General features: G+C 60.0%; 22 protein-coding genes and 1 riboswitch. Of the genes, 11 read left to right on the top strand and 11 right to left on the bottom strand.

Translation table 11 applies throughout. The features are described from left to right. Positions 1-66: 66 nt before the first annotated feature. From J2X71_RS22115 to J2X71_RS22085, 7 genes are all read right to left on the bottom strand, one after another. A complete protein-coding gene (locus J2X71_RS22115) occupies positions 67-804 on the bottom strand; it encodes a sugar transferase (RefSeq protein WP_405049739.1) in 738 nt (245 codons plus the stop codon). Positions 805-965: 161 nt separating this feature from the next. Next, positions 966-2,177, bottom strand: coding sequence for an acyltransferase (locus tag J2X71_RS22110; protein ID WP_310384948.1), 1,212 nt, complete (start codon positions 2,175-2,177; stop codon positions 966-968). 65 nt (positions 2,178-2,242) lie between these two features. Continuing rightward, on the bottom strand, positions 2,243-3,247 hold the full coding sequence (locus J2X71_RS22105) for an ABC transporter substrate-binding protein (protein ID WP_310384945.1): 1,005 nt from the start codon (positions 3,245-3,247) through the stop codon (positions 2,243-2,245). Positions 3,248-3,257: 10 nt separating this feature from the next. Further along, positions 3,258-4,013: an ABC transporter ATP-binding protein gene (locus J2X71_RS22100; protein ID WP_310384943.1), complete on the bottom strand. Its 756-nt coding sequence runs from the start codon at positions 4,011-4,013 to the stop codon at positions 3,258-3,260. Further along, entirely contained in the window at positions 4,010-4,801 is a 792-nt protein-coding gene (locus tag J2X71_RS22095) for an ABC transporter permease (protein ID WP_113324246.1), read from the bottom strand. The genes J2X71_RS22100 and J2X71_RS22095 overlap by 4 nt, the downstream gene beginning before the upstream one ends. A gap of 14 nt (positions 4,802-4,815) precedes the next feature. Then, positions 4,816-5,424 carry a YkoF family thiamine/hydroxymethylpyrimidine-binding protein gene (locus tag J2X71_RS22090; protein ID WP_310384940.1) on the bottom strand — a complete coding sequence of 203 codons (609 nt, stop codon included), beginning with the start codon at positions 5,422-5,424 and terminating at the stop codon, positions 4,816-4,818. After that, a riboswitch (TPP riboswitch) is annotated at positions 5,415-5,528 on the bottom strand. It overlaps the preceding gene by 10 nt. A gap of 185 nt (positions 5,529-5,713) precedes the next feature. After that, on the bottom strand, positions 5,714-6,289 hold the full coding sequence (locus J2X71_RS22085) for an NAD(P)H-dependent oxidoreductase (RefSeq protein WP_310384938.1): 576 nt from the start codon (positions 6,287-6,289) through the stop codon (positions 5,714-5,716). Between the two features lie 81 nt (positions 6,290-6,370). Here J2X71_RS22085 and soxR point away from each other — a divergent pair, with 81 nt between their 5' ends. The 10 genes from soxR (at position 6,371) to J2X71_RS22035 (ending at position 16,967) form a co-directional block, all read left to right on the top strand. Beyond that, positions 6,371-6,835 carry a redox-sensitive transcriptional activator SoxR gene (gene soxR / locus J2X71_RS22080; protein WP_113324243.1) on the top strand — a complete coding sequence of 155 codons (465 nt, stop codon included), beginning with the start codon at positions 6,371-6,373 and terminating at the stop codon, positions 6,833-6,835. A gap of 86 nt (positions 6,836-6,921) precedes the next feature. Beyond that, complete coding sequence (locus J2X71_RS22075; protein WP_310384935.1) at positions 6,922-7,692, top strand: SDR family oxidoreductase; 771 nt, start codon at positions 6,922-6,924, stop codon at positions 7,690-7,692. A gap of 101 nt (positions 7,693-7,793) precedes the next feature. Next, positions 7,794-8,135 (top strand): helix-turn-helix transcriptional regulator, encoded by a 342-nt coding sequence (locus J2X71_RS22070; protein ID WP_113324241.1) that lies wholly within the window; start codon positions 7,794-7,796, stop codon positions 8,133-8,135. A 74-nt stretch (positions 8,136-8,209) separates the two neighbouring features. Further along, the gene (locus J2X71_RS22065; protein ID WP_310384932.1) at positions 8,210-9,103 is read left to right on the top strand and encodes a LysR family transcriptional regulator; all 894 of its coding nucleotides are present in this window, start codon (positions 8,210-8,212) and stop codon (positions 9,101-9,103) included. Between the two features lie 135 nt (positions 9,104-9,238). Beyond that, positions 9,239-9,718, top strand: coding sequence for a formate dehydrogenase subunit gamma (locus J2X71_RS22060; protein WP_310384930.1), 480 nt, complete (start codon positions 9,239-9,241; stop codon positions 9,716-9,718). Beyond that, positions 9,715-11,271 (top strand): NADH-quinone oxidoreductase subunit NuoF, encoded by a 1,557-nt coding sequence (locus tag J2X71_RS22055; RefSeq protein WP_310384928.1) that lies wholly within the window; start codon positions 9,715-9,717, stop codon positions 11,269-11,271. The genes J2X71_RS22060 and J2X71_RS22055 overlap by 4 nt, the downstream gene beginning before the upstream one ends. 3 nt (positions 11,272-11,274) lie before the next feature. Then, positions 11,275-14,154: a formate dehydrogenase subunit alpha gene (gene fdhF, locus J2X71_RS22050; protein WP_310384926.1), complete on the top strand. Its 2,880-nt coding sequence runs from the start codon at positions 11,275-11,277 to the stop codon at positions 14,152-14,154. After that, a complete protein-coding gene (gene fdhD, locus J2X71_RS22045; RefSeq protein WP_310384924.1) occupies positions 14,154-14,981 on the top strand; it encodes a formate dehydrogenase accessory sulfurtransferase FdhD in 828 nt (275 codons plus the stop codon). The genes fdhF and fdhD overlap by 1 nt, the downstream gene beginning before the upstream one ends. Beyond that, positions 14,971-15,216, top strand: coding sequence for a formate dehydrogenase subunit delta (locus J2X71_RS22040; RefSeq protein ID WP_310384922.1), 246 nt, complete (start codon positions 14,971-14,973; stop codon positions 15,214-15,216). The genes fdhD and J2X71_RS22040 overlap by 11 nt, the downstream gene beginning before the upstream one ends. Positions 15,217-15,308: 92 nt before the next feature. Continuing rightward, positions 15,309-16,967 (top strand): OFA family MFS transporter, encoded by a 1,659-nt coding sequence (locus J2X71_RS22035; RefSeq protein ID WP_113324234.1) that lies wholly within the window; start codon positions 15,309-15,311, stop codon positions 16,965-16,967. A 249-nt stretch (positions 16,968-17,216) separates the two neighbouring features. Here the strand turns inward: J2X71_RS22035 and J2X71_RS22030 are convergent, their stop codons facing one another. From J2X71_RS22030 to rocF, 4 genes are all read right to left on the bottom strand, one after another. Then, positions 17,217-17,693 (bottom strand): chemotaxis protein CheW, encoded by a 477-nt coding sequence (locus J2X71_RS22030; RefSeq protein ID WP_113324233.1) that lies wholly within the window; start codon positions 17,691-17,693, stop codon positions 17,217-17,219. Next, on the bottom strand, positions 17,693-19,483 hold the full coding sequence (locus J2X71_RS22025; RefSeq protein ID WP_113324232.1) for a methyl-accepting chemotaxis protein: 1,791 nt from the start codon (positions 19,481-19,483) through the stop codon (positions 17,693-17,695). Before J2X71_RS22025 ends, J2X71_RS22030 begins: the two co-directional genes overlap by 1 nt. 343 nt (positions 19,484-19,826) lie before the next feature. After that, on the bottom strand, positions 19,827-21,026 hold the full coding sequence (gene rocD / locus J2X71_RS22020) for an ornithine--oxo-acid transaminase (RefSeq protein WP_310384918.1): 1,200 nt from the start codon (positions 21,024-21,026) through the stop codon (positions 19,827-19,829). A 13-nt stretch (positions 21,027-21,039) separates the two neighbouring features. Further along, positions 21,040-21,975: an arginase gene (rocF, locus tag J2X71_RS22015; protein ID WP_113324230.1), complete on the bottom strand. Its 936-nt coding sequence runs from the start codon at positions 21,973-21,975 to the stop codon at positions 21,040-21,042. Between the two features lie 131 nt (positions 21,976-22,106). Between rocF and J2X71_RS22010 the strand changes: the two genes are divergently transcribed. Next, the gene (locus J2X71_RS22010) at positions 22,107-22,535 is read left to right on the top strand and encodes an Lrp/AsnC family transcriptional regulator (protein WP_113324229.1); all 429 of its coding nucleotides are present in this window, start codon (positions 22,107-22,109) and stop codon (positions 22,533-22,535) included. Positions 22,536-22,553: the final 18 nt, after the last annotated feature.

Below are 22,553 nucleotides of genomic sequence, written 5' to 3'. Positions count from 1 at the left end.
GACCACGGAAACGAAAACAGGCGGCTTTTGTCTGCCTGTGCCGGAGATTTCCTTAGCAGGACCTTCTTAGAAGCCAGTGCCACCGCGTAGTTCGGACAGCAGCGTGCCGAACAGGATCTTCATATCCAGCCAGAGGCTGAAATTTCTGATGTAATAGATATCGCTGGCGATGCGGGCTCGTGCCTCTGTCGGGCGCCCTGTCGGACCGCGCCAGCCGCGCGTCTGGGCGAGGCCGGTAATGCCCGGCCGCATCAGATGGCGATAATGATATTCGGGCACCAGTTCTTCGTAGAGCATGCCGGCCGCGCGCATGTTGATAGCATGGCAGCGGGGGCCGACGAGCGACATATCGCCTTTGATGACGTTGAGGAGTTGCGGCAGCTCGTCGATGTTGGTCTTGCGCAGGAATGCGCCGATCCGCGTCACGCGCCGGTCATCCTTGACTGTCTGTTCGATGCCGGTGGGATCGCAGAGATCCGCACGCATGGAGCGGAACTTGTAGACGGTGATCTTGCTGCCCTTCAGGCCCCAGCGAATCTGCCGGAAAAATACCGGCCCGCCATCATCGATCACGATGAGAAGCGCAATCGTCAGAAGTACGGGAAACAGAATGACCAGCGCGCCTGTTGCACCGAAAATGTCGAAAGCTCTCTTCAAGCCGAGCTGAAGCCTGTTCCGGCCATCCAAAGAGACAAAGCTCTCCGGCTGGCGAATGTTGGAATTCGCTGCGTCGAGAGCCATCATCTTCACTGCTTTTGCAGAGAAGGCCGTGTCTTGGAGCTTATTTGAAGTAAACACGTTCATTAAGCAACGTCCGTGGAAATACTCGCATGTTGCGTCGCGCTGGCACAAATACATGGACGGGATCGATTTGTCACTCGCTTCCTTAATGTTTTCGTAACCATAACAGAGCCAAATTTGGGAGTATTTCGAATATGTTCCTGATATTTTTGGTTGGTTGGGAATTAACTATATTGAGTAATGGCTGAATTCTTGCGCGTTATGCGTGCGGCGCGCCGTATTGCCTGTCGTTCGACAGCGAAATAGCTGAAGCTTGCGAGAAGAAAAGTGATCGCCGTCGCAAAGATGCAGCCGATAAACCAGTCCCGTAGCGGATGATCTTCGCCGATGCCGAATATGGCCGGAGAGATCGTCTGCATCGAGGTTAGAACGATGTCCTGCCAGATATAGATGCCGAATGAGACGGTTGCCGTGAAGCGCATGAAGGTATTGTCGAGCAATGCCGCAAGCAGCACGGAGCGTGAGAGGGCCACAAGCGCAACAGCGATCATGGCCGGAAACAGCGGAAAGGCGTAGGGGATTCCGAGCCATCCATAGGCTTCCCAAGGTCCGCCTGTTGAAAGCGGCAGCTGAGAGCCGGCGGTGACCAGGCAGGCAAGCGCGACGATGTCGAACCAGATCTGATGCTTTCGCGGCAACATGATCTGAATGCCGGCTGCGAGCGTACCGAGCGCAAAGACGGCGAAGAAGCCGACGGGATTGTAGTTCGGCATCCACTCCTTCGCGCCGCCCTGCATGCCATATTGCCAGCCACGATCAATCTCGTTGGGGGGAACAAGCGTGCGGAAGGTCTCGTGGGCAAGCAGCGTCACGGCAATGATGCCGAGCCAGGCAAGGCGCGTGACGAGCGGAGAACGGCGTTTTTCCGGGATAGCGAAAAGCCAGAGGAAGCCAAGCGGCAGCAGCACGTAGCTCGCTACTTCGAAAGATATGGACCAGAGCGGGCCGTTGCCTTCGACAGGAAAGAAGGTGCGCCAGTGCCATTGGCTCATGAAGACGAGACCGCTGACATAGCGCATAACAAGTTCCGGCGTCAGTGCGTGCCCGAGCAGAGTAATGCTGAGGATGAAGCCCGCCGTCAGAGCCACCCAATAACCGGGCACGATGCGGGCCGCGCGACGCAGCACATAGGTGCGCAGGTCAGGCATGGCGCAACCGGCATGAAGGGAACGCCAGAACGGCAAGGCCAGCAGGAAACCGCTGAGGATGAAGAAGATGGCGACGCCGAAATTGCCGAAGCGCAGGGCGGTCAGCGTCGGCCGCAATCCTTCGGTCTTGTTGAGGTCGATGCGCAGAATGAGATGGTGGATAAGGACAAGCAGGCAGGCGGCTGCACGCAAGAAATCCGCTCCGGCCACCCGGTCCTGCTGCTGCATGTCACTCCCTCGCTCCTTGCCGGACTTTGCAGCGGAAAGCTGCTGCCGGCAAGGGCAGGGTCATCTCAGCCAAGCAGATCGTTGGTGTAATAGCCGGAAAAATCGGGCTTTTCCTTCAACGCCGCACCATTGGCATCGAGCAGGATGCCATGGTCGAACAGGAAAGCGCCGATCGCTTCGGCCTTGGCCGGATCGATGATGCCGATCGTGCCATTGTCGCCTTTGAGGAAATGGCCTTCGACCAGCGCCTTTTGCGATGCCTTGACCAGTTCGGTATTCAGCAACGCGCCGTTGCTGCCGGCAATCAGGAGGTCACAGGCCTCGTCCGGATTATCGACCGAATAGGCGTAACCCTTGAGCGTTGCCTGGATGAAGGCGCGGGCATTTTGCGGATTGGCCGAGAGATAGGCGTCACTGGAAGCGATCGCGGTCGTCTGTTCGTCAGGTATGCCGTAATCGCTATAGCGCCAGCGGCCGACCTGCCGGTTCTCCAGTTGGGCCGCGATGCCCTCCCAGGTGTAGATTTCCAGCGTGAAGTCCACGGCGCCGTTATCGAGCGCCTCATAGGCCGAGGTGCCGAGCGTGACATTCTGGAAGGTGCCCTTACCGCCGTCGTTGCGGATCATCGCGGAGACGAGCGCCTCCTCCCATGCGCCGCCGAAGCCGCCATAGGTTTTTCCGTCCAGGTCCTTGGGGCTTTTGATATCGTTGCGGCCGCCCTTGAAGATCAGCCTGCCGGTTTCCGTCTGCACGACGGCATACACGAGTTTCACATCAGCGCCGGCGGCGCGCTGGGTAAAGGTCTCGATCTCTCCGCAAATGCCGAAATCGGCAACGCCGTTCGCGACCAGCGTGCCAGCGCTGGTATCGGCATAGGGCAGGATCTCGACATCGAGGCCGGCGGCCTCATAGAAGCCCTTCGCCTTGGCGACATAGATGCCGATATGATTGGTGTTCGGCGTCCAGTCGAGCGCGATACGCACCTTGGCGGCGGATTGGGCGAAGGCAGCACGGCCGGCGAGGCTTGCGGCCATGGCGGCAAAAAGGGTTTGTCGGCGGGTGAGAAGCATCGGGACCTCCTCAGGTTCTTTGCGGATGCAGCAATGTTTGAAGAATTTCGGTTTCGATCGCCTGGGCGGCCGGGGAGCCGAGATCGGCAAGCGTGCGCGGCCTTTTCAGCGGCACTTCGAACTCCCTGATCACGGCCGCCGGGCGGGCAGAAAGCACATAGATGCGGTCAGACAGGAAAACGGCTTCCCGCACATCATGGGTGATCAGCAGGGCCGTCCAGCGATGATCGGTCCACATGCCCTGCAGCCATTCCTGCATCTGGGTGCGGGTCAGCGCGTCGAGTGCCCCGAAGGGCTCGTCGAGCAGCAGCATGTCCTGCCGCTGGATCACGGTGCGCAGCAGGGCCGCGCGCTGGCGCATGCCGCCTGAAAGGGCCGCGGGATAGTGATTTTCGAAACCGGCAAGGCCGAAGCGTTCAAAGAGAGGGGCGGCAACCGCTCGTGCCTGGCTGCGGCGCATACCGTGCACTTCGAGGCCAAGGATCGCATTGTCGATGACGCTTCGCCACGGCATCAGCGCATCGCGCTGGGGCATGAAGGCGAATGCGTGCGCCGCTTGCGAAAGCGACATGCCGTCAAAGAGAATGTGGCCTTTATCGGCCTGCAGCGCCTGTGTCAGCAAACGGAGGATCGTCGATTTGCCGGAGCCGGAGGGGCCGACGATCGAGACGAATTCTCCTCTGGCGATATGAAGAGAAATGTCCTTCAGCACTTCCATGCCGTCGAAGGACTTCGAGACGTTCTTCAGCTCAAGCATCCCGCTCATGGGCGTTTCTCCGCAGGAGATTGCCAGGGCATGACGAAACGCTGCACCGCCAGCGTGAGACCGAAGAGGCAGAGGGTGAGGAGGGCGCTCACGACGACGGCGGCAAGCACGAGGTCGGGCCGGAAATTGTTCTTGGCATTGAGGATATAGATCCCGAGGCCACGTGCGGCACCTGCATATTCGGCGAAGATAGCGCCGACCACGGCATAGGTGATCGAAATGCGCAGGCCGGCAAAGAAGAAGGGCATGGCGGAGGGAAGCCTCGCCAGGCAGAAGATGCGCCAGCGGCTTGCCTTCATGGAACTCAGAAGCTCGGCGATATCTCGGTCCGTCGCTTCATAGCCCTGCAGCAGGGCTACCAGCAGCGGAAAGAAAGTGACGAGAGCAACGAGCAGAAGCTTCGGCAGCAGCCCGAAACCGAACCAGAGCACGACCAAGGGGGCAATCGCGACCAGCGGCAATGTCTGGCTGACGATGAAGAGCGGCAGCAGCGCGCGGCGCATGAAGGGCACGAAATCCATCAGCACAGACGAGGCGAAGGCGAAGACCAGCGACAAAGCGAAACCGCCGAGCGTCGCGCCAAGCGTCGGCCAGGTGTTGTCGAGCAGCGCCTGCCTGTTCAGCCAGCCTTGTGTCAGGATGCGCGAAGGCGAGGGCAGAATGGAGGGCTTGATGCCGGAGAGATCGACATAGAGCTCCCAGACGGCCAGGAAGGCAAACACGGCAAGAATGGCGGGCAAGGCCCGCCTCAGTGGCGCAAATGTCGAATCCGGTTTCGATAAGGTCATTGCCGTCAAGCGTCTCAGGCTTTGCTCGGGCTGTTCGCGGAGACCGTGATATCCAGCGTCACATGGCCTTCGGGATCGCCAAAGCGATAGAAGGCTTCATGGATGGTCGCGAAGATCGCGCCGGCATCGCCGCACAGCTTGGTGCAGAAATTCTTGGAGCGGTCGAATGTGCCCGAGCGCTTCAGGAAATCGATGCAGCCGTAGATCTCGTCCATATGGGTGCCCGTTCCCATAACGTACAGAGAAAATTGGGCGGCCGTTGGCTGGCCGGTTTCTGTGGTGTCCTTGACTGCCGCGATCGCGGCTTCCACTCGCTCGGCGAGCAGCTCGGATCGGCTGGAAGACAGGCCGGCGCCACAGATCGCATCATCCGGTTCGCCGGGGCAGCCCCGCGAGATCGCTGCGGACAATACGCAATGCTCGCCGCTTGCGGCAGCCGAGACGAAGAGGTCGCGCATGGCGGCAAACAACACGTCGGGCGGGCCGACCATCAGCGTGGAAATATCGTCGGTTTCGATGCGAAGATGATCACGATAGGGATCGAGAGCCTTGATAGCGTCAAGGATGATGCCGACGAAATTGCCGGACATCGGATATAGAGACACTTGTGCGCCGGAAAACATTTGGACCTCGCTCCGCTGGCATTACCCAGATCAGCTTTGAAGGGTCCGGAGGCATGCGCCTCACATCTCAGCCCCGGCAATTCGGAGCTCCCCCGTGAAATTGTGGCGGAAGCTAGCACCGGGCCTGCGATACCGCAACCGTAAAATTCCTATCCGGCTACACGGTCGGAAAGGGCCAGGGCAGTTCGGACGCAGCTGTCAAGTGTTGGGAGGAACACCCGGACGGAGGTCCTGTCCGGGTGCCCAGCCGGTTCCGTACCTGCCAGAGACGGAATCGGATGTCGTTGTCTCAGGCGGCGATGCCGGCATAAGGAGTGTCGCTGCGGGCGGCGATCAGTGCCTCAGTCCACCATTGCAACTGGGCCATCATTCGGGAAAGCCGGCGCAACGCATCTTCGGTATCCTGCAGTCGGCCTTCATTGTCGAAACGGCGCCAGGGGGAATTGAAGCTGACGGCATCGCAGATCGTGACGGCGTGAAGCTCCGCAAAGACGAGGCGGAGCTGTTCGACCGCCCGCAATCCGCCGGAGACGCCGCCATAGCAGAGGAAGGCGATCGGCTTGCCGTGCCACGGCTCGGCGAAGAGATCGATGAGGAATTTCAGGGAAGCGGTGAAGCTGTGGTTATATTCCGGCGTGACGAGGATGAAGCCATCGGCCTGATGGAGCCTGTCAGCAAGCCGCCTGGCCTCCGGATGATGCGGTACATGCTCTCGCGGCAGCGAGAATGCCAGCGGGTCGATGATGTCGATCTCGAATTGTGGAAAGCGGGACAACTCTCTTTCGAGCCATTTCACAACCCTGTCGCAGATGCGCCCCTCGCGCGTGCTGCCGTAGATGACCGCAAGCCTCATGGGTTTCTGCATGCATTGCTCCTTCTCGTTGCGGCTTTACGGCCTCGGGAGCGGAGTCTATAAAACCTCAACTAATATTGAGGTCAATAGGCGATGCAGCAAAATCCGGCATTCTCCTTGAGCAGGCTCCTGACGGTGGGCGAGGTGGCAGAGCGCAGCGGACTTGCGGTTTCTGCCCTGCATTTCTACGAGGCGAAGGGGCTGATCTCCAGCATCCGCACCCGCGGCAACCAGCGCCGGTACGGCCGCGATGTGCTACGGCGCCTCGGCATTATCAAGGTGGCGCAACGGGTCGGCATTCCGCTTGCCGAAATCCAGACTGCCTTCGAAACCCTGCCGCAGAGCCGGACGCCGACAGTCGGGGACTGGCAGAAACTGTCGGCGCTCTGGAAGGATGATCTCGATGCGCGCATCAAGCAGTTGAGCCTGCTGCGTGACCATCTGACGAGCTGTATTGGCTGCGGCTGTCTCTCGATCGACGCCTGTCCGCTGCGCAATCCCTTTGACGTGCTCGGCAGGCAAGGCGCCGGTGCGCGGCTTCTCGACCCGGGGGCTTAGACCTTCGGGCTTTCTTTTGGCCGATGGCCGCATATGTTAGGCCTGATAGCGCAAGCGGCGGGCCGGCCCGCAAGGAGGAGAGCTTCGTGTTTCATCCCAAATTGTTCGAAAACCGCAATGTCGTCGTGACAGGTGCAGGCCGCGGTATCGGCCTCGAAGTTGCCCGGCAGTTTCTGGATTGCGGTGCGCGCGTGCTTGTCCATACCGGGCGCGATGGGGAGCGTGAATTGCCGGATTTTCTGCTGACCGCCGAATCGGAACGCCGGGCATTGCTGTTACCGGCAGATTTCCTGCAGCCCGGCGGGGCTGCGGAGTTTGCGGAAGAGGCGCTCGAATTCTTCGACAAGGTGCATGTGCTGGTCAACAATGCCGGCACGATGTATGGGCGTTTTCCTGCCGGTGAGTTGACCGACGCCGATTATGAGACTGTCGTGCGCCTCAACCAGACGTCGGTGGTGGAGTTGACGCGGGCGCTGCTTCCGGCGCTCCGGGCGGCAGGGGGCGCTGCTATCGTCAACACGGTTTCGATTTCGGCGCTGACGGGCGGAAGCCCCGGTTCTGCAATCTATTCCGCATCGAAGGCATTTGTTGCGACCTATTCGAAAGCGCTGGCCCGAGAGCTTGCGCCTGATGGTATCAGGGTCAACTGCGTCTCGCCCGGCACGATCGAAACCGATTTCCATGCACGCTATTCATCGCGTGAAAAGCTGGAACAGACGCGCAAGTCGATCCCACTACAGCGGCTCGGAACAGCAGAGGATTGTGCCCCCGCCTATCTCTTCCTGGCGGCTCCATCACTCTCAGGTTACATCACGGGTCAAGTCCTCGAGATCAATGGTGGCCAGCTTATTTGCTGATTTGTTTGGACTTTTTTTGGCATTTCGCGACATTTGACGAATTCGCTTCTGCGAATATGATATTGTACTGATCTATCCTATTACCTCCTTCCGAGAAGCAAATGCCATTGCCTAAACCGAAGCCGGGCATGACCGGCCAGGACTTGCAGAAGCTTGCTGACAAAGCCCACGAGGCGAGCGATCTCCTGAAGGCGCTAGCCCATCAGACCCGGTTGCTCATCCTCTGTATCCTGTCGGAAGGGGAAAAGACGGTCGGCGAAATCGAGGATATCCTTGGAATACAGCAGGCTATGGTGTCCCAGCAGCTTGCGCGACTGAGGCTCGAAGGCCTCGTCAATACGCGGCGCGACGGGCGGCTTGTCTATTACAGCATGGGCAACGAAAGCGTCATGGCTTTCCTCGAATCACTTTTCAGTCTCTTTCCGGTTGCCGAGACGGGCTGAGCCTGCCAGCTCTTGCGAAGCCGAACGGCAAGCCGCAAAGATAGGCCTCATGCCCAATTCGGCAGGGAGGCCGGATGATCGACAAGCTGGAATTCTTCATCGCACTCGCTAATGAGAAACATTTCGGTCGTGCGGCAGAGGAATGCGGCGTCTCCCAACCCACGCTCTCGGCCGCCATTCGCCAGCTCGAAGATCAGCTGGGCGTCATGCTGGTGCAGCGTGGCTCCCGCTTTCAAGGATTGACGCCGGAAGGACAGCGTGTGCTCGAATGGGCGCGCCGCATTGTCGGGGACACGCGCACGATGCGCGAGGAAATGCGCGCCGCCCGCAAGGGTCTCTCCGGCCATCTGCGTCTGGCGTCCATTCCGACCGCGCTCGCGATGCTGTCGCGAATCACAACGCCCTTCCAGGAACGGCATCCCGACGTCACCTTCTCCATCGTCTCGCGCAATTCGCTGCAGGTGCTGAGCATGCTCGAAAATCTCGAGATCGATGCCGGCATCACCTATCTGGAAAACGAGCCGCTCGGGCGCGTCACTTCGGTGCCCCTCTATGCGGAGCGCTATAATCTCATCACCGCCGCCGGCAGTCCGCTCTCGGATCGCGAGAGTGTGACATGGCGTGAAGTGGGTGATCTTCGGCTTTGCCTATTGACGGCTGACATGCAAAACCGGCGTATCATCAACCGGCATTTGGCCGAGGCAGGCGCAACAGTCCATCCGACACTCGAATCGAATTCGATGATCGTTCTTTTTTCGCACGTGCGGACTGGCCGCTGGGCAAGCATCATGCCGCGTAACGTTGCGATATCATTCGGCTTTCCTGCGGAGATCCGGATGATCCCGATCGTCGAGCCGGAGGCGCACCATCTCGTCGGCCTTGTCGCTCCTTATCGGGAACCTTTCACGCCGCTTGTCTCCGCCTTGTTGCATGAAGCAAGAACACTCGTTGAAGACGCGGAACTATGATAGAAAAAAGCTATCAATCAACAAGACTGCTTTATTGATTGCAACCTGCTTCCCTGAGACAGTTCCCTAGAAATCGCAATGACATGGGGAGTTTTGCGGTTCCCAGGGAATGCGCAAGCCGAAGGGAGGCTGCTGATGAATATACGTATCGCCCAGGGCGATATCACCGGGCGTATCCGTTCGATCGTTGCTGATCTTCGATCCCTCGAAGGCCCACTGCTCCCCATTCTGCATGAGGTTCAGGACGAGTTCGGTTACGTGCCGCAGGAGGCCCTGCCAGTCATCGCAGATGAGCTCAATCTTTCTCGCGCCGAGGTCCACGGTGTCGTAACCTTCTATCATGATTATCGTGATCATCCCGCCGGTCGGCACGTGCTGAAGCTCTGTCGCGCCGAAGCCTGCCAGTCGATGGGTGGCGATGCGCTGGCCGAGCGTATCAAGACCCTGCTCGGCATCGATTTTCATCAAACGACACACGACGGCAGCGTCACGCTGGAGCCTGTCTACTGTCTCGGTCTCTGTGCCTGCGCGCCGGCCGCCATGTTCGATGGTGAGGTGCATGGCCGCGTCGATGACGACCTGGCGGCCGAACTCGTCGAGGAGGCGCGCCGATGACTGTGAAGATTTATGTTCCGCGCGATGCCGCAGCGCTCTCGCTCGGGGCCGAGAAGGTGGCAATGGCGATTACCCAGGAGATCGCCGCCCGCGGCCTTGATGCGACCGTCGTGCGCAACGGCTCGCGCGGAATGTTCTGGCTGGAGCCGCTGGTTGAGGTTGAGGTGTCCGGGAAACGGATCGGCTATGGGCCGGTCAAGGCGAAGGATGTCGTCGGGCTGTTCGATGCGGGACTGATTGACGGCGGGGCGCATGCGCTCTGTCTTGGGGAGGTCGAAGACCTCCCGTTCCTGAAAGGGCAGACCCGTCTCACCTTTGCCCGCTGCGGCATTACCGATCCGCTTTCGCTTGATGATTACGAGGCCCACGGTGGGCTTGCCGGTCTTCGCCGTGCAGTGTCGATGCAGCCTGCCGATGTCGTCAAGGAAGTCACCGATTCCGGCCTTCGCGGCCGTGGCGGTGCGGGCTTTCCGACCGGCATCAAATGGAAGACGGTGCTCGATGTCGCCGGTTCGCGCAAATATATCGTCTGCAATGCAGATGAGGGCGACAGCGGTACCTTTGCCGACCGGATGATCATGGAAGGCGATCCTTTCGTGCTCATCGAAGGCATGGCGATTGCCGGGCTTGCGACTGGCGCCACGAAAGGTTTCGTCTATACGCGTTCGGAATATCCGCATGCGATCGCCACGATGACGCAGGCGGTGGAAATCGCCCGAAAGGCTGGCATTCTGGGCGCTTCGGTGCTCGGCTCCGGCAAGGAATTCGACATGGAGATCCGCACCGGTGCGGGCGCCTATGTGTGTGGCGAGGAAACGGCGCTGCTCAACAGCCTCGAAGGCAAGCGGGGTATCGTGCGCGCCAAGCCGCCGCTGCCGGCGCATAAGGGCCTGTTCAACTGTCCGACCGTCATCAACAATGTCATCTCGCTCGCGTCCGTGCCTGTGATCATGGACAAGGGGGCCGCCTTCTATCGCGATTTCGGCATGGGCCGGTCACGCGGCACCATCCCGCTGCAGATCGCCGGCAATGTAAAATATGGCGGTCTCTACGAAACCGCCTTCGGTCTTTCGCTCGGCGATATCGTCGACAAGATCGGCGGCGGCACTGTGTCCGGCCGGCCGGTGAAGGCGGTGCAGGTGGGAGGGCCGCTTGGCGCCTATTTCCCGCGTGCGCTGTTCGATACCCCGTTCGACTATGAGGCCTTTGCCGCCAAGGATGGGCTTATCGGTCATGCTGGTCTGGTCGTCTTCGATGATACGGCCGACATGCTGAAGCAGGCACGCTTTGCGATGGAATTCTGCGCGGTCGAAAGCTGCGGCAAGTGCACGCCCTGCCGCATCGGCTCGACCCGCGGGGTCGAAACCGCAGACAAGATCGCCCAGGGCATCGAGCCCGAAAAGAACCGCGAACTGCTCGCAGATCTCTGCAACACGATGAAGTTCGGCTCGCTCTGTGCGCTCGGCGGCTTCACGCCCTATCCTGTCATGAGCGCGATGACGCATTTCCCGGACGATTTTGCTCCGGTCCCTCTCATTGAAGCAGCGGAATAGACCATGTCTCTTGTTCACGAAATCGACTACGGAACGCCGGCTTCGAAATCCGAAACGATGGTGACGCTGACCATCGACGGCCAGCAGGTGACGGTTCCTGAGGGAACCTCGATTATGCGCGCCTCCATGGAGGCTGGCATTCAGGTCCCGAAGCTCTGCGCGACCGATATGGTCGATGCCTTCGGTTCCTGCCGTCTCTGTCTGATCGAAATCGACGGCCGCAACGGAACGCCCGCCTCCTGCACCACGCCGGTGGCATCCGGCATCGTCGTCCATACGCAGACGGAGCGGCTGAAGAATATCCGCCGCGGCGTCATGGAGCTTTATATCTCCGACCATCCGCTCGACTGTCTGACCTGTGCAGCCAATGGTGATTGCGAGCTGCAGGACATGGCGGGCGCCGTCGGTCTGCGCGATGTGCGTTATGGCTATGAGGGCGACAATCATGTCAAGGCGCGCAACAGCGGCGAAATCAATCTGAAATGGATGCCGAAGGACGAGTCCAATCCGTACTTCACCTATGATCCGTCGAAGTGCATTGTCTGCTCTCGTTGCGTGCGCGCCTGCGAGGAGGTGCAAGGCACCTTTGCGCTGACGATCGAGGGGCGCGGCTTCGGCTCGCGTGTTTCGCCCGGCATGCACGAGCATTTCGTCGATTCCGAATGCGTGTCCTGCGGCGCCTGCGTGCAGGCCTGTCCGACCGCGACGCTGACGGAAAAATCAGTCATCCGCATCGGCCAGCCGGAACATTCGGCCGTTACGACATGCGCCTATTGCGGCGTCGGCTGCTCCTTCAAGGCGGAAATGCGTGGTGAAGAGCTGGTCCGCATGGTGCCGTGGAAGGATGGGCAGGCAAACCGCGGCCATTCCTGTGTCAAGGGGCGCTTTGCCTATGGCTACTCAACCCATAAGGACCGCATCCTCAACCCGATGATCCGCGAGAAGGTGACGGATCCCTGGCGTGAAGTGACCTGGGACGAGGCCTATGCCCATGTCGCTTCCGAGTTTCGCCGCATCCAGTATCAGTATGGCCGCGAAGCGATCGGCGGTATCACATCGTCCCGCTGCACCAATGAAGAGACTTACCTTGTCCAGAAGCTGATCCGCGCTGGCTTCGGCAACAACAATGTCGATACCTGCGCCCGCGTCTGCCATTCGCCGACAGGTTATGGACTGGGCCAGGCTTTCGGCACATCGGCTGGCACGCAGAATTTCGACAGCGTCGAACAGTCCGATGTGGTCATCATCATCGGTGCCAATCCGACCGACGGCCATCCGGTCTTCGGTTCGCGCCTGAAGAAGCGGCTGCGGCAGGGTGCCAAGCTTATTGTCATCGATCCGCGTCGTATCGATATTATCCGCTCGCCGCATGTGGAGGCATCTTTCCATCTGCCGCTGAAGCCCGGCACTAATGTCGCAATCATGACGGCGCTTGCGCATGTGATCGTGACCGAAGGCCTCTACGACGAGAAATTCATCCGCGAGCGTTGCGACTGGTCGGAGTTCGAGGATTGGGCGGCTTTTGTCGCCGAGCCGCAGCATAGCCCGGAAGCCGTCGAGAAGTTTACCGGTGTGAAGCCGGAAGATCTGCGCGGCGCTGCCCGGCTTTTCGCGACCGGCGGCAATGGCGCCATCTATTACGGTCTCGGCGTCACCGAACACAGCCAGGGCTCGACGACGGTCATGGCGATCGCCAACCTTGCCATGGCGACCGGCAATATCGGCCGTCCCGGCGTCGGTGTGAACCCGCTGCGTGGTCAGAACAATGTGCAGGGCTCCTGCGACATGGGCTCGTTCCCGCATGAGCTGCCGGGCTATCGCCACATCTCCGACGATGCGACGCGCGATATTTTCGAAAAGCTCTGGGGCGTGAAGCTCAACAACGAGCCGGGCCTGCGTATTCCGAACATGCTGGATGCTGCCGTCGATGGCTCTTTCAAGGGTATCTATATCCAGGGCGAAGACATTCTGCAGTCCGATCCGGACACCAAACATGTCGCCGCCGGCCTTGCCGCCATGGAATGCGTCGTCGTACAGGATCTCTTCCTTAACGAAACGGCGAACTATGCTCACGTCTTCCTACCGGGCTCTACCTTCCTGGAAAAGGACGGCACCTTTACCAATGCCGAGCGCCGTATCAACCGCGTGCGCAAGGTCATGACGCCACGCAACGGCTATGGCGACTGGGAAGTGACGCAGAAGCTCGCCCAGGCCATGGGCCTCGACTGGCACTATACGCATCCGTCCGAGATCATGGATGAGATTGCCGCGACGACGCCGAGCTTCGCTTCGGTCTCTTACGACTATCTCGACAAGATGGGCTCCGTTCAGTGGCCCTGCAACGAGCAGCATCCGCTCGGCTCGCCGATCATGCATGTGGATGGGTTCGTGCGCGGCAAGGGCAAGTTCATCCGCACGGAATATGTGGCAACCGACGAGCGCACAGGTCCGCGCTTCCCGCTGCTTCTCACCACCGGCCGCATTCTTAGCCAGTATAATGTCGGGGCGCAGACACGCCGCACCGATAATGTCATCTGGCACTCCGAAGACCGGCTGGAAATTCATCCGCATGATGCCGAACAGCGCGGCATCCGCGATGGCGATTGGGTGAAGCTCGGGAGCCGCTCCGGCGATACGACGCTCCGCGCATTGATCACCGATCGCGTGGCGCCCGGCGTCGTCTATACGACCTTCCACCATCCGGATACGCAGGCGAATGTCATCACGACGGACTTTTCCGACTGGGCGACCAACTGCCCGGAATACAAGGTGACGGCGGTGCAGGTTTCGCCTTCCAACGGCCCGTCCGAGTGGCAGGTCGAGTATGACGAGCAGGCCCGTCAGTCCCGCCGCATCGCCAGCAAGATGGAGGCGGCGGAATAATGACGGAAAGGCCGACCCGCATAAGCGTGACGGAGGTCGCCCGGAGGGGCGGCGTCATGACACGGGGCGAGCGTATCGTGCCCGAGGAAGTGCCGATCGCCTTTTCCTATGGCGGCAGTTCGCATGCGGTCATGATGGCCACGCCCGGCGATCTCGAGGATTTCGCGGTCGGCTTCAGCCTTACGGAGGGCATTATCACCGACCGCAGCCAGGTCGCTGGTGTCGAGTTCATCGAGGACGAGAAGGGTATCGACGTCCAGGTGACGCTTATTGATGATGTCGAGGACGCGCTCAGAAAGCGGCGGCGCAGCATGGCGGGGCCTGTCGGCTGCGGTCTCTGCGGTATCGAGTCGATCGAGCAGGCGGTCAGGAAGGTGCCTGATGTTTCCAAGACCGAGCTGTCGCTGTCGCATGCCGATATCGTGCAGGCGATCGCGCTGCTCAACGATTCCCAGCCGCTGCATCGCGAGACGCGAGCCGTTCATGGCGCCGGCTTCTACATCCCCGGCAAGGGATTGATCGCCGTGCGTGAGGATGTCGGCCGGCACAATGCGCTCGATAAGCTCTGTGGCGCCGTCATCAGGGCGGGGCAGGCCGGCGCTTCCGGCGCTGTCGCTGTTACCAGCCGCCTATCCGTCGAAATGGTTCAGAAGACGGCGATCCTCGGCGCGCCCGTGCTGATCGCCATTTCCGCGCCGACCGCACTTGCCATCCGCACGGCCGAGGAAGCCGGCATGACGCTTGTCGCCCTCGTTCGCGGTGAGGATTTCGAGATTTTCACCCACCCGCATCGCCTGTCGCCAGGAAGCATCGCCGATGTCGCATGATACCAAGACCAAACTCGTCTATATGGCAAACCAGATCGCAACCTTCTTCAAGACACAGCCCGAAAGCGAGGCTGCGCAAGGGGTTGCAACGCATATGAACAAATTCTGGGAGCCGCGCATGCGGCGGCAACTCTTCGAAATCCTGGAAAAGGAAGATAGTGGCCTCGACGCGCTCGTGCTGCAGGCCGTTCCTCTGATCCGCAAACCGGAGCCGGCAGAACAGCCGCTTCGATAAATCAACATCGGCGCATGAAAGAGGGGAGGCGGGATCGACCCGCTTGCGCATGCGCTTGTGACAGCAAGGTCTGAATCAAGGAGGAGTTGTTCATGACTGCAGCGGATACAAGTTCGGGCGGCGTATTGACAGGTGTGGGTTTGCTGGATCGCGAAAGGATCATCGCAAGGCCCGGCTTCAATCGGTGGCTCGTGCCGCCGGCCGCGCTCGCCATCCATCTTTGCATCGGCATGGCCTATGGCTTCAGCGTGTTCTGGCTGCCGCTGTCGAAATCCCTCGGCATTACCGCTTCGACGGCCTGCCCGGATTTGACGCTCGTATCGGCGCTCTTCACCACGACCTGCGACTGGCGCGTCGCCGATCTTGGCTGGATCTATACGCTCTTCTTCGTGCTGCTCGGTTCGTCCGCTGCCATCTGGGGTGGCTGGCTGGAGCGGGTCGGTCCGCGCAAGGCGGGCGCCGTCTCGGCCTGCTGCTGGTGCGGCGGCATCATCATCGCGGCTTTCGGGGTCATTTCTCACCAGCTCTGGATCATGTGGATCGGCGCTGGCGTGATCGGCGGCATCGGCCTCGGTCTCGGCTACATTTCACCGGTTTCCACACTTATCAAATGGTTTCCGGACCGACGCGGCATGGCGACCGGCATGGCGATCATGGGCTTCGGTGGCGGTGCAATGATCGGCGCTCCGCTGGCCAACCTCCTGATGAACACCTTCAAGACGGATACGTCCGTCGGCGTCTGGCAGACCTTCATCGTCATGGCGGCCATCTATTTCGTCTTCATGATCGGCGGTGCCTTCGGGTACCGTATTCCGCCGACCGGCTGGCGTCCGGAAGGTTGGACCCCGCCCGCCACCAAGAGCACGATGATCACCACCAAACACGTGCATCTGCGCGATGCCCACAGGACGAAGCAGTTCTGGCTGATCTGGGCGGTGCTCTGCCTCAACGTGTCGGCTGGTATCGGCGTTATCGGCATGGCTTCGCCGATGCTGCAGGAAATCTTCGCCGGTTCGCTGATTGGGCTGCCGGATGTCGGCTTTGCGCAGCTTGATGCCGGTCAGAAGGCGTCGATTGCGACGATTGCTGCCGGCTTTGCCGGTCTGCTGTCGCTCTTCAACATCGGCGGGCGGTTCTTCTGGGCTTCGCTGTCCGACAAGATCGGCCGCAAGAATACCTATTATACTTTCTTCATCCTCGGCATCGTGCTCTATGCCGCAGCTCCGACGCTGGCGGATATGGGCAACAAGGCCCTCTTCGTGCTTGCCTTCGGCATCATCCTGTCGATGTATGGCGGTGGCTTCGCGACTATCCCGGCCTATCTCGCTGATATTTTCGGTACGCAGTTCGTCGGCGCCATTCATGGCCGTCTGCTGACGGCCTGGGCAACCGCCGGCATCGTCGGCCCTGTCGTCGTCAACTATATCCGCGAAGCACAGATCGCCGCCGGCGTAGCGCCCGGGCCGGCGCTCTATACGGGCACGATGTATATCCTTGCCTGCATGCTGGCGCTCGGCCTGGTCGCCAATGCTTTCGTGCGGCCGCTCTCCGACAAATGGTTCATGTCGGATGATGAAGTCGCTGCGCTTCAGGCGAGGAGCGCTGCGGTCAACGCTGGCCCCACGGGCTCTTTCGGCATTGGCACGGGCGGTCTCGATGCCAAGGCGGCGCTTGCCTGGGCCGTGGTCGGCATTCCGCTGCTCTGGGGCGTTTGGGTAACGCTGAAGGCGACGTTGGCATTGTTCGGCTAAAAACTCCCCTGCGGGAGCTGTAGAGAAACCGGAGTTGGAGGAGACCGGGCGGGAAGCGTGCTTACCGCCCGGTTTTCAAGAGGATCAGTTCATTGCAAGAACAATCTTGCAAAGCTTGACGAGGCTGGCGTCGGAACCACTTGTCTCCAACGACGTCGCGGCAGCGAACCTCCGGCACACAACGAAAGCTTGAACAACAAAAACCGCCCTTGTGGAGCGGTTCCTCGTTCATGTCATATCGCGAAGCGATCAGGCGGCCAGTTCGTCCGTCTCGTTTTCCTTGAACATTTTTGCGAGGTTCAGGAAGCAGATCATGCCGTTTTCGGAAGCGATGATACCTTCGCAGAACGCGCGGTCGAAGGAAGCAGTCACTTCAGGAACGGGTTGAACATGGCTAGAAGAAATCGTCAGGATGTCGGAAACACGATCAACCAGCATGCCGATGACCATATTGTGCACTTCTGCGACGACAATGGCGCTGCGCTCATTGGCGACAGTGCTCTTCATGCCGAGCTTGTAGGCGAGGTCGATGATCGGGATGACCGAACCGCGCAGGTTCATGACACCGATGACATCTTCCGGAGAGTGCGGGATCGGCGTCGACGGCGCCCAGCCGCGGATTTCGCGGATGGTCGTGGTCTTCACGCAAAACTCCTGATCGTGCAGGCGGAAGGCAATGATTTCGAGCGTGTCGCCGCTGAAGCTAGTGGAGTTGATCGTGGCCATTAGAATTCTTCCCAACTATCGTAAGCCAGGGCAGAAGCGACAGCGCCACCATTGGCGCGGACGAGCTTTGCCTTCATACCACGCGATGGCTTTGCACCCGGCGAAGCATCGTTACGGTTATCGATGACATTAACGGAAGAGTGTTGCCCAAATCTAAACTGTGAGACGAGATTGCGAAGGTTTTCAGTCTCGGACGAAAGTCGGGCGCTTGCCGCCGTCGTCTCTTCCACCATGGCAGCATTCTGCTGTGTGCCCTGATCCATGATGTTGACGGCCTTGTTGATTTCCACAAGCCCGGTCGATTGTTCGCGCGAGGACTCGACGATCGCCGTGACGTTGACGTCGATATTGCCGACCTGGGCGACGATCCGTTCCAGTGCCTGGCCGGTCTGGCCGACAAGGTCGACACCGCTTTTCACGTGCTCTGAGGAGGTGGTAATGAGCGCCTTGATCTCCTTGGCGGCGCTGGCCGAGCGCTGTGCGAGTTCACGCACCTCCTGGGCGACGACGGCAAAACCCTTGCCGGCTTCGCCGGCACGCGCCGCCTCGACGCCGGCGTTCAGCGCCAGCAGGTTGGTCTGGAAAGCGATCTCGTCGATCACGCCGATGATATTGCTGATCTCGCGCGAGGATTTCTCGATCTGACCCATGGCGTCGACGGCCTTGCGGACGATACTGCCGGAATGTTCTGCGCCGCGCTTCGTTTCCGCGACAAGCCCGCCTGCTTCGGCGGCGCGGCCGGCGCTGTCGGCAACGGTCTGGGTGATTTCATCGAGTGCGGCGGCGGTTTCCTCGACGGTCGCGGCCTGCTGTTCGGTGCGTTTGGACAGCACGTCTGCGGCTTCCTTCGTTTCACGCGCACCGCTGGCGATCGCCTCGGCATTGTTGAGAACCGTGCGCATGGCGCTGCCGAGCCTGTCAATCGCGGCATTGAAATCGGTCCGAACCTTTTCCAGCGCGGGCGGGAAAGGATTTTCGACACGCTTCGTCAGATCGCCCTCGGCAAGCGCAGTCAGGCCGGTTGCCAGATCATCGACAGCACGGACGCGTTCGGTGACGTCGGTTGCGAATTTGACGACCTTGAAGATGCGTCCGCTCATGTCAAAGATAGGATTATAGGATGCCTGGATCCAGACGACTTTGCCGCCCTTGCCGATGCGCAGAAATTCCTCTGCGACGAACTGGCCGGCGGCAAGTTTCCTCCAGAATTCCTTATAGGCTTCGGAGCGCACATAGTCCGGCTCGCAGAACATGCTGTGGTGCTTGCCGCGGATCTCCTCCAGCCGGTAACCCATGACCGAGAGGAAATTGTCGTTCGCCAGCAGGATTTCGCCGTCCGGGGTGAACTCGATGACGGCTTGAGCCCGCGAGAGGGCAGCGATCTTGCCTTCGGCATCGGCAGCTCTCAGCTTGATGGCGGTCACGTCGCTTGCCAGCTTGACGATCTTGTAGGGTTTGCCGCCCGACATCAGCGGGTTGTAGCTAGCCTGGATCCAGACCTCGCGGCCATCCTTGCCGATACGCTTGTATTCACCGGCATCGAATTCGCCCCGACCGAGCTTCCGCCAGAATTCCCGGTAGGCTGCGGAGGCGACATAATCCGGCTCGCAGAAAATACTGTGATGCTTGCCGACAATGTCGCTGAGCTTGTAGCCCAGCACTCGGCAGAAATTCTCGTTTGCGTTCAGGATCTTTCCCTGCAGGTCGAATTCGATCGTCGCCTGCGATTTCATGAGAGCTGTGACGATCGCACGCGAATCCGGCGTCGCACCCAACGAAAACAATGCCATTTCAATCCCCCGACGTGTGATGGCAACCAGCCGATGTCTCGGAGAATGGTTCGGATTTCGCGCATGACGGGACGCAGTAAAGCTGCAGTTATCCGGCAATACTTGAAAGTCCGTCCCGCCTCGCAAACGCGGCGGATCGGCCCAATTCATTCGTGAAACCTACGGCCCAAGATGCGGAGCTGATTCTAGTCGCATCAATTAAATATCGTTTCTTGATTAAGAATTAGTAACCGAATCTACTTTCGATCGGATTTTGACAATTTCTCATGAATTCTAACAGATGAAAGCTAGTTTCATCCGAGAATATCCGGTGGTGGTTGTAAAGACGATCCGCAACTTTACTTTAGGTTATTGTCTTTTCAATTTGCGAGATCGCCCAATCGACCTGTTCCTTGGTGATGATCAACGGCGGCGCGAAGCGAATCGTGTGGTCGTGCGTGTCCTTGGCGAGGAGACCGCGATCCTTCAGGGCGTAGCAATATTGCCGGGCACCACCGGCCTCCGGCTCCAATTCGACCGCGAGCATCAGGCCACGGCCGCGCACATCCTTGACGATGTTGGAGCGAATGGAGCGCAGACCTTCGAGGAAATAGTCGCCCATCGTCTCGGCGTTCTCGATCATTCCTTCTTCGGTCAGCACCTTCAGGGCCGCGCGGGCGACCGCACAGGCCAACGGGTTGCCGCCGAAGGTCGAGCCATGCTGGCCGGGCTTGAGCACGCCGAGGACTTCAGAATTCGAAAGCACGGCTGAAACAGGATAAAAGCCGCCGGAAAGCGCCTTGCCGATGAGCGTCACGTCGGCTTCGATACCTTCATGTTCTTCGGCGAGCAGCTTGCCGGTGCGCCCAAGGCCGGTCTGGATTTCGTCGAGGATGAGCGTGACGTTGTTTGCCGTGCAGAGTTCGCGCACGCGGGTGAAATAACCGGCCGGCGGAATGATGACGCCGGCCTCGCCCTGGATCGGCTCGATCAGTGCTGCGACGGTATTGGCATTGATGGCCGCCGCGAAAGCCTCTGCATCACCGAAGGGAACGATGCGGAAGCCCGGCGTATAAGGCCCGAAGCCGGTACGGGCCTCGGGGTCAGTCGAGAAGCTGATGATGCTCAGTGTGCGGCCGTGGAAATTGTTGGCGCAGACGATGATCTCCGCCTTGCCCTCCGGGACGCCCTTCACCTCGTAGCCCCATTTGCGAACCGCCTTGATGGCGGTCTCGACGGCTTCCGCGCCTGAGTTCATCGGCAGGATCTTGTGGGAGCCAGTCAGTGCGGCCAGCTCTTCATAGAGATAGGCGAGCTGGTCGTTGCGGAAGGCGCGCGAGGTGAGTGTCAGGCGACCGGCCTGCTCGACCATGGCGGCAAGGATCTTCGGATGGCAATGGCCCTGGTTGACGGCAGAATAGGCCGAGAGGCAGTCGAGGTAGCGCTTGCCATCCGTATCCCAGACATGAACACCTTCCCCCCGCGTCAGCACGACATCAAGCGGCTTGTAGTTATTGGCTCCAAGACGCTGTTCGGTGGCGATGAGGTTCGACGAGATGTTCATGGCCGGTGCTCCCTTATGCGGCGCGTGTAGGACGATCGAAGATACGGCGGCCGAAGAGGCTTGCCGTCATCTCCACCATGATGCGGGCGCTCTTGCCGCGGTCATCAAGGAAAGGATTGAGTTCGACGAGGTCGAGCGAGGAGACGAGGCCGCTGTCGGACAGCATCTCCATAATGAGGTGCGCTTCGCGGAAGGTGGCGCCGCCGGGAACGGTGGTGCCGACGCCGGGCGCAAAATCCGGATCGAGGAAATCGACGTCGAAGCTGACATGCAACAGGCCGTTCGCCTTCTCGATCGTTTCCAGGATCTGGCGTAGGATCACAGCTACGCCCTGTTCATCGAGCGAGCGCATGTCGAAGACATTTACGCCGTGCTTGCGGATTTCGACGCGCTCGGAGGCATCGACCGAGCGGATGCCCACCTGGAAGATCTTCTTCGGATCGACGAGTGCACGGTCCTTCGGCAGGATCTCAGCAAAATCCGCCAGACCGCAGAAGAAGGCGACCGGCATGCCGTGAATATTGCCTGACGGCGAGGTCTCAGGCGTATTGAAATCCGAATGGGCGTCGAGCCACAACACGAAGAGCGGGCGGTCATTTTCGGCGGCATAACGCGCCATGCCTGAGACGCTGCCCATGGAAAGGCTGTGGTCGCCACCGAGGATCAGCGGGAAGTGGCCGGCTTTCGCCGCATCATAGGTGGCTGCTTCGAGCGCACGCGTGTAGGCGCCGACGATGCGAAGATTATGTGCCTTCGAATGATTGGGAAGGTCCCTGGCCGGGACGATGCTGAGATCGCCCGTGTCGACAACAGTGTGGCCGAGATCGCTCAGCGCCTTGTCGACGCCCGCAATACGCAATGCTGTCGGTCCCATGCCCGCGCCTCTGCGGCCGGAACCTTCTTCAAGGGGAACACCGATAAGAGCGACAGATCGAGATTGTACTTCCATTCCGAGGGCTCCGTTCTGAGGCCTGTTTTGGCCGATAGTGGGATAAAGTGGCGGCGGCAAATAGATGGAAAAGTGTCAGAAATGGATTATGATTACGCAGATTGATAAAGCTAATTTGACAAAGTGAAACCGTGGACGATCTCGACAACGAGCTTCTGAGTGCGCTTCGGCACAATGCGCGAATCTCCGTCTCCTCGCTTGCGGCGCTGACGGGGGCTTCGCGGGCGACGGTTGCCACGCGCATCGACCGGCTGGTCGAAAATGGCACGATTGCCGGCTTCACCATCCGCACCGGTCACGAGACGCGTTCCGCCGGCGTTCGGGCCATCGTCATGATCGAAGTGCATGGTAAACTTGCCGACAAGGTGGCAACCCAGCTTCGCGGCTTGCCGCAGGTGCGCGCGCTGCACAGCACCAACGGCAAATGGGATTTCGTCGCCGAGCTCGAGGATCGTGACCTCGTCTCCTTCGACGAGACGCTGCGCCGGATACGCCTCTTCGACGGTATCAATACCACCGAAACCAACATTCTGCTGAAGACCAGCAAGGCGAGCTTTTAGGCTTCAATTTTCCAGGCT

Source organism: Rhizobium sp. 1399 (assembly GCF_031455475.1).
In the GTDB taxonomy this organism is placed as follows: Bacteria; Pseudomonadota; Alphaproteobacteria; order Rhizobiales; family Rhizobiaceae; genus Rhizobium.
The sequence above is the reverse complement of the archived record's forward strand: the minus strand, read 5'-3'. Positions and strand labels throughout refer to the sequence as shown.

Coding starts and splice junctions, on each gene's coding strand:
- J2X71_RS22115 (WP_405049739.1), bottom strand. CDS start 804: ATGAACGTGTTTACTTCAAATAAGCTCCAAGACACGGCCTTCTCTGCA.
- J2X71_RS22110 (WP_310384948.1), bottom strand. CDS start 2,177: ATGCAGCAGCAGGACCGGGTGGCCGGAGCGGATTTCTTGCGTGCAGCC.
- J2X71_RS22105 (WP_310384945.1), bottom strand. CDS start 3,247: ATGCTTCTCACCCGCCGACAAACCCTTTTTGCCGCCATGGCCGCAAGC.
- J2X71_RS22100 (WP_310384943.1), bottom strand. CDS start 4,013: ATGAGCGGGATGCTTGAGCTGAAGAACGTCTCGAAGTCCTTCGACGGC.
- J2X71_RS22095 (WP_113324246.1), bottom strand. CDS start 4,801: ATGACCTTATCGAAACCGGATTCGACATTTGCGCCACTGAGGCGGGCC.
- J2X71_RS22090 (WP_310384940.1), bottom strand. CDS start 5,424: ATGTTTTCCGGCGCACAAGTGTCTCTATATCCGATGTCCGGCAATTTC.
- J2X71_RS22085 (WP_310384938.1), bottom strand. CDS start 6,289: ATGCAGAAACCCATGAGGCTTGCGGTCATCTACGGCAGCACGCGCGAG.
- soxR (WP_113324243.1), top strand. CDS start 6,371: ATGCAGCAAAATCCGGCATTCTCCTTGAGCAGGCTCCTGACGGTGGGC.
- J2X71_RS22070 (WP_113324241.1), top strand. CDS start 7,794: ATGCCATTGCCTAAACCGAAGCCGGGCATGACCGGCCAGGACTTGCAG.
- J2X71_RS22065 (WP_310384932.1), top strand. CDS start 8,210: ATGATCGACAAGCTGGAATTCTTCATCGCACTCGCTAATGAGAAACAT.
- J2X71_RS22060 (WP_310384930.1), top strand. CDS start 9,239: ATGAATATACGTATCGCCCAGGGCGATATCACCGGGCGTATCCGTTCG.
- J2X71_RS22055 (WP_310384928.1), top strand. CDS start 9,715: ATGACTGTGAAGATTTATGTTCCGCGCGATGCCGCAGCGCTCTCGCTC.
- fdhF (WP_310384926.1), top strand. CDS start 11,275: ATGTCTCTTGTTCACGAAATCGACTACGGAACGCCGGCTTCGAAATCC.
- fdhD (WP_310384924.1), top strand. CDS start 14,154: ATGACGGAAAGGCCGACCCGCATAAGCGTGACGGAGGTCGCCCGGAGG.
- J2X71_RS22040 (WP_310384922.1), top strand. CDS start 14,971: ATGTCGCATGATACCAAGACCAAACTCGTCTATATGGCAAACCAGATC.
- J2X71_RS22035 (WP_113324234.1), top strand. CDS start 15,309: ATGACTGCAGCGGATACAAGTTCGGGCGGCGTATTGACAGGTGTGGGT.
- J2X71_RS22030 (WP_113324233.1), bottom strand. CDS start 17,693: ATGGCCACGATCAACTCCACTAGCTTCAGCGGCGACACGCTCGAAATC.
- J2X71_RS22025 (WP_113324232.1), bottom strand. CDS start 19,483: ATGGCATTGTTTTCGTTGGGTGCGACGCCGGATTCGCGTGCGATCGTC.
- rocD (WP_310384918.1), bottom strand. CDS start 21,026: ATGAACATCTCGTCGAACCTCATCGCCACCGAACAGCGTCTTGGAGCC.
- rocF (WP_113324230.1), bottom strand. CDS start 21,975: ATGGAAGTACAATCTCGATCTGTCGCTCTTATCGGTGTTCCCCTTGAA.